This is a genomic window from Cysteiniphilum litorale (genome assembly GCF_003428165.1).
GTDB classification, from domain to species: domain Bacteria; phylum Pseudomonadota; class Gammaproteobacteria; order Francisellales; family Francisellaceae; genus Caedibacter; species Caedibacter litoralis.
The window spans coordinates 1-10,667 of record NZ_QLIQ01000058.1; the positions used below are offsets into that span (position 1 = coordinate 1).

The window sequence follows — 10,667 nt, forward strand, 5'->3', positions numbered from 1 at the left end:
AAATATGGCAAACCTATCGCATGCTCAATGATATTGAAGCTGCCTTTAGAGTATTAAAAAGTGACTTAGGGATGCGTCCTGTTTATCATCAAACCACAGAGCGCATAAGTGGTCATATTTTTATTAGTATACTTGCCTATCATATTTTGCATTGCATCCGTTTCCAGCTCAAGAAAGTCGACATACATGATAGCTGGAAGACTATTTTGTTAAAATTAAGCACGCATTATCGTGTCACGACAACGATGCAAACCAAAGAGGGGAAAACCTTACATATTCGTAAGTCAGCTAAACCCAATCACGAGCAGTCTAAGATTTATAAAGCCTGTAATGCGCCAGCTATTCCGCTAAAGCAGATCATCACAACGCTATAACGCGTCGATCACGTCTTCACAAAAAATCAAAAAAACACAAAAAATCTGTAGTGCCTTAACTCAACTTTGTGTATGGCTCAATGCCTTATGCTGTCTACGTTTCAGAAATTTTGCTTACCAAGTTGGGAATAATTGTCAATCACACAGAAGTCGATTTAATCACTAAAGACATTCCTAGTCTTGAAGATATGAAGCGTATTTCTTACGGTGGCGTTAATATGAACAAGGACTTTCAGCGTGAACTAGATGCAATAGGTTCTGAAAACTATTGTGGTATCCAACTAAAAAAGGAAAACGATCAATATATTGAAGATGAAACCTATCGCAAAGAGCTTTTTAATCACATAAACGAAATGGCAAGCTGTTATGGTTACACAACTGAGCAATGGCGTGAAGATTGCGAGTGCTAATTGGTGGTAATTCCATATAGCACTTGTATGTATGGTAAAAAAACCTAAACTTATTGTTAGTCACAATGCAAAATGATAAAAAATCATGACGAGTTTATCCGGTCAATCGGGTATTAATTGTGGCTATAGGGTGAGTTTATTCTACAAACATAATTAAATTTAACGACAACAACAGGTTATAGCTATATAATAATACAACTTAATAGAGATAACTACGTACTATTTTTTGATGAGTGATATAAATGAAATTATGGAGAAAATATATCATAGCCGAATAAGTAAAACAAAATCCTTGATAGAATGCCAAGGAATTAGAAGCTATAAACAGTTAGCTTTAGAGTCAGAAGTTGACCACAGCCAGATTACAAGAGCTATGAACAAGGAAGTTCCATTTACTGAGAAAAATGCAAGAAAAATTGAATGTGCTTATAACTTACCCATTCTATCTTTAGATACTACTGACCACATTGACTCAATAGAAATATTTTTGGACAACGATATTTTTAAAAAATCGTTAACCACAATGAAAGTCCCCTACAAATTGGGTGATTTTGGTGTGAAACTTACCAAGCAATATAATGCTTACCTTACTACTAATACTATTATGATATTCAAATACGAAAGTGATATATTAAAGTTGAGTAATGGTTCTCTATGCCTTATTGAAGTAAATGAGATTAATGTTATTGCGTATTATGACGTTGGTGTATTTTATTCGATTTCAGGTGACACACAGCATCATGGTGAAATAGTAAATTTAGTTTCTAGCTGTAAAGCTGTCTTTTATAATTAACTAACTCAACATATCACCCGTTAAATTTCATGTATGATTTACATGCTTTTCACTACATGTTATGAAAAATCAGATCGTTAGCGTTGTTGTCGAATAAATTTACTTTTTTAATATATCGTTGTTGTGTGCTGAGTGACTGGTTAGTTATTTCTCTCATCTTGATTAGGTCAGCGCCGACCATAGCTGCACTAGTATTAAAACCTGACCTTAAGCCATGAGGTGAAACTAATTTTTCATCAATACCTACTTTTGCACATCTATTTTTGAACATTTTATATAGACCGATATATGAGAGGGCATTGTTTCTAATTTTGCATCCCCCTTTGTAGAATGATCGAAATAAAAATCCTTGTTTTAAGTTTATTGCATCAACCCAATTTTTCAATGCGATTACAGGGCAGTATAATTTATCTTTTCTATTAAATGGTATTGCTAAAGTATGCCCCCTACCTTCTTGGTCAGTCTTTGACCTTCGTATCGTTAATATCAATCCTTGCGGCTTGAAAGCAATATCATTAATCATTAGAGAGAGTAGTTCTGCAGATCTAAATCCACCTGAAAATCCAAGTAAAAATATGGCTTTATCTCTTAAATTAATCAGTCCATCATCTGGGATTTCATCAATAATCATTTTAATAGCATCAAACAACAATGGCTCTGAAGATTTATGATCGACTCCTATATCTCTTTTTATCCCCTCAAGCAAGCTGCATATCCTTGGATGTGATAATGGTGAAATTAGGTTTGCTTGGCTATGATAAAAATCAATAGCTGATTTTACAACTTTGATGCCTTCCCATTTATAATTTTCCATGTGCATATACGAAAAAAATGCATATGCTACTTCTGGACTAAGAGGCAAATACTGCTGATTGTGTTTGTCACAATATTTTCGTAGAAGTTTAATTGCTTTTTCATATCGTTTTAAGGTATTAATTGAGCGTGATTTTTTTTCAAGTTCTATTCCATTTTGTAGTGTCTTCTGTAATTCGTTTGATAATTCCTTACTTGAGGCAATTGTTTGCAATTCATCCATAATTTCACCTTTTATAGGGTTTGTTTATTGAGTTATTTTTTGACTCTAATTTAAAAGCTATTTTAAAGCCATTCACGAGGTTTTTATAGCTAACCCTCACAGTTGCATTGGCAACTCAGAGATCGTTTAATCCAGATCGCCATGTGATGACATTGTTTTAGGCATTATATTATATAAATACAAATAAGTAAAGGGAATGAGCCTTCTCTGTACTTAAATTTAATTCGACAGTGAAATGCAAATCTTAGGTGCCAAAATTTTAGCTGGCTAGCTGGGTAAAATAGAGTATATTATAATCATTAATAAATAAAAGTCGCAAATAATATAACAATAGTCAGAGTATTTGTGTGACATATAAAATCACAGAAATTCCTTAAATACTGGGTGTATGACAATATTAAAAAATATAAGTCGCAAAATGTCGCAATGTCAAAATAAAAGATAATCCCTTGTGTTCTAGTGGCTTTCGGGCTATTTCCATTCTTGCTGTCGCAAATGTCGCATGATCAGTCAATCATAATGCTTTATGAATTACCATCTTGCGTTATACTGTGAGCAAATAAAATAAGGCGTATAAAGGGGCATTACTTGTCAGTTACCACCAGCAATGAGTTGCTTAATGCCGTTAAATCATTGATAAATCAAGCAAGATCAAATCTTAAGCGCACCGTTAATAATGCTATGACGCAAACGTATTGGCAAATTGGTCGATTAATTGTAGAAGATGAGCAAAACGGTGAAAAAACGGCTCAGTATGGGCAACAACTATTGCAAAATCTTGCAAAACAACTAACAACAGAATTTGGCAGGGGATTTGAGTTATCAAACCTTAAAAACATGCGCCAATTTTATCTGACTTATCCAAATAGCCAGACGCTGTCTGGCGAATTAACCTGGAGCCATTACTGTCGCCTAATTCGTATTAAAAATGAAGCAGCAAGGCAATGGTATGCAACTGAGGCAATTGAACAGCAATGGAGTGTCAGAGCTTTAGATCGGCAGGTCAATAAGCTTTATTACGAGCGATTGTTATCGACTCATGAACAGCTACCTGCAAAAAATGAGGCTCTAGAAAAAACAAAAGCATTAAATGACGACCCAAAGAATTACTTGCGTGACCCTTATATTCTTGATTTCATGAATTTACCAAATTATCCATCGGTTGAATCTGAGCTTGAAGGGGCTTTAATTCAGAACTTGCAAGCCTTTCTACTGGAGCTTGGAAAAGGCTTTGCGTTTGTTGAACGTCAACAACGAATTAAAACAGCGGATCAGGACTTTTATATTGATCTTGTGTTTTACAATTTTAAGCTTAGCTGTTTCGTGCTAATTGATTTAAAAATAGGCAAGTTAACGCATCAGGATGTTGGGCAAATGGATACTTACGTGCGCATTTATGATCAGCATAAAAAAGGAGAGCGTGATAATCCCACAATAGGACTGCTCTTGTGCAATGAAAAAAGTGAAGCAGTTGCCAAATACTCAGTTTTAGCGGATAAGAAACAATTGTTTGCCTCAAAGTATTTTGACTACTTACCATCTGAAAAAGAGCTCGAAGCCGAGCTATCGCGTGAAGTTAAATTGCTTGGCAGTGAGATTGGATATGATCTTAACTGATAGAAGTCTAGGGTGTTGTGTTAATCATATAGCTTAACGTATGAAAAATTCAATCTTTTGCTCATTAAATTCTCTTAAATCATCTTCAGCTGTAAGTAGAATGGCTTTGCATAAGTAATGGCTATTACACGTTACCCCTCTTGCGCTATACCATTTTTCAATTTTTTCCTTGTTAACCACGGTATAAGATCCACAAAAAGAACGAATTCCTTTGGGATGAATAGGTTCCAATTATTGTACCAGAACGATGAAAAACCAATTTTAACACCATCGACAACGTAATTAAAAAAGCCATCTGCAGATGAGCCGACTACTTTTTTATCGACAATATTACATTTTGGAATATAGAGCCCTCGTGATTCGAGATCAGAGTGCCAGTGCCCATATCTCATAAATGGCTGAGAAGTAACAGCCATTCTAGGAGTCTCCTGCATCTGCCCCTCACCAAACACATAAGTCAGTTCTTTATCTAGAAAGTTGCCAACAGCCCAACAGCCTGAGCGCCCTATTATCTGCATGTCTGGTGTTAGCTCAATTTCAGTGCTCAATTTTACAACAGTTAAATCAACCCAGTTATTGTTATTCACACTAATTGGTAATGAAAGTGCTATCAGGTCATTGTTGTCGTCTGCTTGTGAAAAGTTAGCTAATATTTCTTTAACATAGCCGATTAAATTATCTTCATTAGGGAAGTTGTTACTATTCCAAATTGGTAACCATTTAGGCTTTTGAGGTTTAAGCTCTATATATGCAGGTTCAATTGGCAGTGCTGGTATCGATAAATGTTCAGCGTGAGAACTTGGCATGCCGTAAAACTTTTTAGCTAGATCTATGGTCCTAAGATATGCAGAACGACCTCGATGACTTGTTTGCGTATAAAATTGCCCAGTAGATCTTTCTCTATCACCACTAAAGAAGTAATCAATATTTATTGCTGTTGATGGCTGATATTTAAATGTATTGTTCCATTCAGTTTGATAGTGATTTGTAAGGGGTAAACCGATTCGAATACTTTCCTTATCAAGCAAAAACTTGTAAACATGAGGGACATGATTACCTTGATAATGCTCGAATCTATTGTTGTCATGATCTAAAGTAATAAAAGGAGAAAATGGATAAGCGTATTTACCAAATTCTACTGGGGTCGGTAGCAACCTCGATAGTATTAGATCTGACAGTGCGGACCTCGCTTTTATGTAATGCCCAAGATCGTTTGGGCAGACATACCCTTTAGACTTCGCAATAAAAAATATGCATAACACTTCTATGCACTCAGACTCTTGCTTCCGACTTGCTAAGTTTTCCTTTAATAAGTCTTCAACTTTTGGGTTCTGGGCTATTAAAAGTAGTGAAAGCTGTTGTATTACCCATAATTTTATAGAAGGTATAGGTAGATTAAGTCTTGACACTAGGGTCTTGAGCATTGCTTCTTCGAGGGAATCATTTTGACACCAATCCCAGTTCGGTTTTTCAAGTTGAAGATTGCGGACACTTTCTTCCAAGCTTGTAACCATCTCCAATGTGAGATTAAGCGCCTCATCATTCCTGCCACCATGAGAAAGCAAAAAAACCAGCTTGTCATTCGGAATAATTAAGTTGCCAAACTTCCCTTTTGAACAATCCGATTGCAATGTTGTTAATGTTATAAATTCGTCAATTTTTTTAGGATATTGTTCAGCAACTATCTTAAGTCGATTCAGACTATCCTCTGAACGTTCATACCAGTCAGACCATCCTCCCATTCCTTTATGCGCTTCAACCAAAACATTGAAGGCTTTTGTTTTCCCATCTAGTTTTTTAACACTTAAAAAAAGAAGATCTAACATGTATCGTTTATCATCAAAAATATCAATAAGCATATGCGTCTGTGGAATTAGCAGATTTAACAATTCACGTTCCTTACCGTGAGTACACCAATATGTGTACCAAACCCTCCAAAATTCGCTGGTGTTATATTTTCCTTTGAGTGCTTTAGTAAGTTCTTCGAATTTTTCAGGCGGATAATCCGATGGCTGCAATGAAAGTTTCTCATCAGAATTATCAGTTGGTGAATGTTTTTCAGATGTATATTGAACATTAATGCCAAGTTGACTCTCTATTTCATCGGAGAGAGAAATAGACTGAGGTTCCTTTTTCTCAATTTTTTCTCTGAGTATTTGGTAGCAATCAGAGTGTAAGCCTGTTAGGTATAAACATTTTGTGATCGGTGAAGTAAAGTCACATCTTTCAAGCAATTTAAGAATTGTATCTTCAGCATAATACCATTCGCCATCTCTAAGTTCCTGGTCATAAATTGAAGCAGCTGTTTGCGGATTTAATTTTGATAATAATGAAGATATATAATGCTTAGCGTGTCTAGTTTCATCCCCATCGGTAAATTCGGATATATTGAAAACTATTGGCGATATTCGTTCCAATATTTCCAAGGCAGAACTTGGAACAAATTCAGAAAGATATTCCACTGCTTTCAAAACATCAAAGATGGTATAGTCTTTGTGATGCTCGTAACCGAGTACAAAGTCCCACGTCATTCTCAGATATTTTTTAAAAAGGGGTAATTTATCATGTTGAAATGCTATTTGTGCAAGTTCAAGGTAGGTATTTGAATTTTCATTTGTTTGCTCTAACTCATTTAGTTGTCGATTGTAATCAAGCTCAATAAGTAGCTCTGCGGCATTATCGTCTAATAGCTTGAGAGCTAAGTCATGGTACCATGCCCTTATCCAGCAAACTCTAAATAAACCGTGGTCAATTGCTTGCTTTAATTTATCACGCGAGATTTCAGATTTGGTCGTTATCAGGTGACAATCGGCGGCAATTTCAATCCAATCACGCTTTAAAGCTATCTCAGCTCTTTGCGTCTCCCATGCAATTCCATCTAATATTGGCTCCAACGGAAACATCGAACATACTACGTCAAATGTTAGTGTATTTTCTGCTATCAGCTCATTTGTGGCCAAACCCGTTAATTTATTGAGTAAATCATAATGAGCTGATACATCTGACCTATCTGATGTTGCACTTACTGGTAACCACGAATAATCGCCTTCTGCATTTAATCTGATACAAAGTGAAGAAAAAAACCAGCTATGGTAGCTACCCGTCTCTTTAACTTTGTAAACATTTGCTGACTTATTATTAAAATAATGAGTCTTAATATTAATAGAGCTTTTCTTAGAAAAGGCATCTATAAACTGAGATAGTTGTTGCGAAAAAAAAGAGCCATATTCTGCCCTACAGGTAATATCTGCTCCCTCTATTATACTTAGTCTAATTGCATCAAGTTCAATTTGACCAATATGATTTGAATCATGGGGTAAGTACTGCCGAGCCCTTAAAAGCAGATTAAGATCTTTCTTCGTGCGACATGCACGCCTAAAGCTAGTCAAATGTGCATCAGGCCACTTGGAGAAACTTCCTTCTTCAAAAATCGCATCATAGTTAAGAATGTCAGTTAATACTCCTGCTTTTATCAATACAGTTGCTTCATCTTCGTTATTTTGTGAGTGTCGTAAAGAAAAAAGTTTGCTCTTAGCCCGATATCGATTAATAGCCTTGTGCGATAAGAGCTCTGCTTGATCGACTGCCCCTCTATACCATAATGCAATTGCTAATATTGATAGCTTGGTTGATGAGCACTCATTTTGTCCTGAAATTATTTCGTTTAGAGACTGATCATCAGCGATCAGAAGTGAGAGTATCTCCAAGTTAGCGGAGTTCGATATCTGAAATTTAGGGCCATTGATAAGCCGAATTTTTAGAGCTCTATGCCGATATGCCTCAGCATAATTAGGTTCCTGAAATGCATAGGTCTCTGCCTCAGATAATAGTCGAATACATGATCTAACAGGCATACCAATTGTAAGCTTATCAAGAATCCAATCTCGAGTGACCCCCTGTCGTAACTGGGAGGAGTCACCATCTCGAGCCAAGCTAGACCAAAGCCAATTATCTTTGAGATATGTTGGAGCATGCAAACTCAACCAACTACACACAGGTTGTAACAACTCATTTATTCGTTTTAGGTGCTCTTCCTGATTTCTAACAAATACTACGAGGCTTTCGTGGAAAGGGCTTACGCCACAAATTCCCTCCGAGAGCATATGTGCAACTGCATCTACACTCGGTGCACATTCGTGACTATCTTTTACAACAGCGCTAATTGCCTGTCTCGGCCATGAAAATTGAAAACCACTGCATAGGTGAAGAACATCTTTTTGTTGATAATTAAGATTATGCCACAACTCAGAATAGTATGTAGTAATATTGCCATCAGAGCATGGAGGAAGTTTCTCAATTTGCCAGGAAGAAAGTGTTAATCCATGATGAGACAAATACTCAGATGAATAAATTACGTGCAGAGGGTAGCCGTTTGTTATTTTTAACAAGGTGTTAGCGCTGCTCTGAATCTCTTCATTCACATGATCATCATGACAACTCAAGAATAATCGACCAGATTCAACATGAAGCTTTAAAAAATCATATATTGAATTTCCAGACATTTCAGGTAGCCATAGCCATTCACTTTTGGGAGAATGCTTAAGCAGTATGTAAGGAAGCAATCTATCATCAACTGGTTGCGTTCCGACAAGTACCACTAAGTTGTCTGTTGCAGGAAGCACTTGTCCGAATGTTTCATTCAGTGGTATTTTATTTTTCGCGTTATCTCGCCAAACATGATCTAGCCCATCAATTAATACTACAAACGGTTTCCCCTTCTTTTTGTAGTATTCTGCACATGTTTTAAGTGCATCATGTAAACATTCCGGTTGGGATGTGTTGGTGTTTGATTCTTTATGAAAGCTATTGATTTGATGCAACAGGGACTCAGCAACAATTCTAGAGCTTAACCTGTCTTCAGTTTTGTCACCCAAAGATAAAAAATAATGATGACGTATTAATGGAATTTCCTGCTCATCAAGTTTTTGACATAAAAACGATAAGTACGTACTTTTACCTGCACCAGGCTTACCGGTTAGGGTAATAACTTCGCCCTTTGAGCTACTAATTTGAGCAAGTAGCTTTTCGTGAAAGTCAGGATTAGGGAGGCAGTAGTCTTCAGGCACAGAAAAGATTTCAGGTATAGAATCTACTCTTTTGGGTGATAAGACCTCTCTGATATTATGAATATAAATCCAGCCATTCTCTGATGGATAATTCTGAAACATTGCCCATTCACGTGCTCTTTCGAAAAGCCGCTCAACACCCGTATCATCGGAACACTTCAAAAGCTCTTCTCGAACATTACGCTTTACCGTAAAGTAATCTCCATCACTATGTTTGATGGTCAACTTCGAAAAAAGAAATATAGCTCCTTTGGTGCTTCCTAATTGCTCGATAATCTGTTGCTGTGAGTCACAATCAATTTTACTAAAGTCTACTTTTGAATCAAGTAGGCAGGATTCCATGGATCTATCGGGTCGTTTATTGGTCAAAAGAATGACATCGCCGAGTGTTTCAGAAGGCACAGCACTAATGGCATCATAGAGCTTTTTAAGAATTGAGCGAGATCGAGATGTTTTACCTGAAAGTTTTAACAACCAAGCCCATGTAAGGCAGTTTTCATTCTTTTCTGGGGAGGGGGTAAATTTCACTTGCCAAAAATCTGTGATACCATTTGATCTTTCACAGATAATGTCATCTATCCCTTTAAGAGTTTGATTGCTATCCGTGTCGGCTTCAAATTTCATCTTAGCATATTGGGTTGGACAATCAAGCCATTCAGCAAGTAGTTTTACCCCTTGTAGAGTCTGATAATCATAGCCTGCGTAGATGATCGAAGAATGCTTAACTCTCATAAGATTCAAAAGCACTCCTTATTGTAGAGTAAGGATTAAAATAAATCTTAACGCCTTTTACCGATGGTATAATCTGAATATAATGAGTTTTCTCAAGTAATTTTAACGCCTTGTCACGTCTTGCTTTATCACGCAATGGGCTTGATCTTAAAATGTCTCTAGGAGTCGTTTCGACTAATTCTTTTTCTTTACTCCATTTAAGGATAACCTTAGCATCATGTTCTACTTGTGTTTCTTTATTATCACCAAATATCCGCTTAGCTTCATTAAGATGCCATTCAATAATTTGGTATGCTGATTCAACGTAGTTGACTCTAATTTCTGTGCCTTGTTGATCATCAAAAATATGAAGAAGTGCACTTAATCTAGCAATGTTCTCACTGGCTTTTGATGCCAGATCGTGAATACTGTGCCAGTGGTATTCATTGGCAATGGCTGATTCAATATAATCAAAATATTTAATCCATACTGACTTAGCTGTCTGACTAAATTTAAGCGTTGGGATATGCCCAAAACCATACTGGTCAACGGGAAGTGTTTTATTTAGACAGCTTTTGATTCGCGCATGAAAGCGCTCAAGATCTTCATTTACACTACTGGCAGGCTCTTTATAGTAGCGGTTGCCCATGGTTGATTCAG

General features: G+C 36.5%; 6 protein-coding genes and 1 pseudogene. 4 read left to right on the forward strand and 3 right to left on the reverse strand.

All coding sequences use genetic code 11. The features are described 5' to 3' along the window. From DNJ75_RS13530 to DNJ75_RS13540, 3 genes and pseudogenes are all read left to right on the forward strand, one after another. Positions 1–374, forward strand: a pseudogene (locus tag DNJ75_RS13530) (IS1634 family transposase); the annotation flags it as partial. Between the two features lie 80 nt (positions 375–454). After that, complete coding sequence (locus tag DNJ75_RS13535) at positions 455–784, forward strand: hypothetical protein (RefSeq protein ID WP_117003984.1); 330 nt, start codon at positions 455–457, stop codon at positions 782–784. A gap of 229 nt (positions 785–1,013) precedes the next feature. Continuing rightward, positions 1,014–1,577, forward strand: coding sequence for a hypothetical protein (locus DNJ75_RS13540; protein WP_117003985.1), 564 nt, complete (start codon positions 1,014–1,016; stop codon positions 1,575–1,577). Positions 1,578–1,629: 52 nt separating this feature from the next. On the opposite strand, the gene DNJ75_RS13545 is transcribed toward DNJ75_RS13540, so the two are convergent. Further along, positions 1,630–2,613: a site-specific integrase gene (locus DNJ75_RS13545; protein WP_117003986.1), complete on the reverse strand. Its 984-nt coding sequence runs from the start codon at positions 2,611–2,613 to the stop codon at positions 1,630–1,632. Positions 2,614–3,201: 588 nt separating this feature from the next. Between DNJ75_RS13545 and DNJ75_RS13550 the strand changes: the two genes are divergently transcribed. After that, positions 3,202–4,230, forward strand: a complete 1,029-nt coding sequence (locus tag DNJ75_RS13550; RefSeq protein ID WP_117003987.1) for a PDDEXK nuclease domain-containing protein — start codon at positions 3,202–3,204, stop codon at positions 4,228–4,230. Positions 4,231–4,361: 131 nt separating this feature from the next. On the opposite strand, the gene DNJ75_RS13555 is transcribed toward DNJ75_RS13550, so the two are convergent. Next, positions 4,362–10,028, reverse strand: coding sequence for an ATP-binding protein (locus DNJ75_RS13555; protein WP_117003988.1), 5,667 nt, complete (start codon positions 10,026–10,028; stop codon positions 4,362–4,364). Then, on the reverse strand, positions 10,018–10,667 hold a 650-nt coding region (locus DNJ75_RS13560), incomplete at its 5' end, for a DUF3987 domain-containing protein (RefSeq protein ID WP_157968353.1). The genes DNJ75_RS13560 and DNJ75_RS13555, both read right to left, overlap by 11 nt.

What these genes read in the sequence shown, in the direction of transcription:
- DNJ75_RS13535 (WP_117003984.1), top strand. Translation starts at nt 455, where the DNA reads ATGCCTTATGCTGTCTACGTTTCAGAAATTTTGCTTACCAAGTTGGGA.
- DNJ75_RS13545 (WP_117003986.1), bottom strand. Translation starts at nt 2,613, where the DNA reads ATGGATGAATTGCAAACAATTGCCTCAAGTAAGGAATTATCAAACGAA.
- DNJ75_RS13555 (WP_117003988.1), bottom strand. Translation starts at nt 10,028, where the DNA reads ATGAGAGTTAAGCATTCTTCGATCATCTACGCAGGCTATGATTATCAG.
- DNJ75_RS13540 (WP_117003985.1), top strand. Translation starts at nt 1,014, where the DNA reads ATGAGTGATATAAATGAAATTATGGAGAAAATATATCATAGCCGAATA.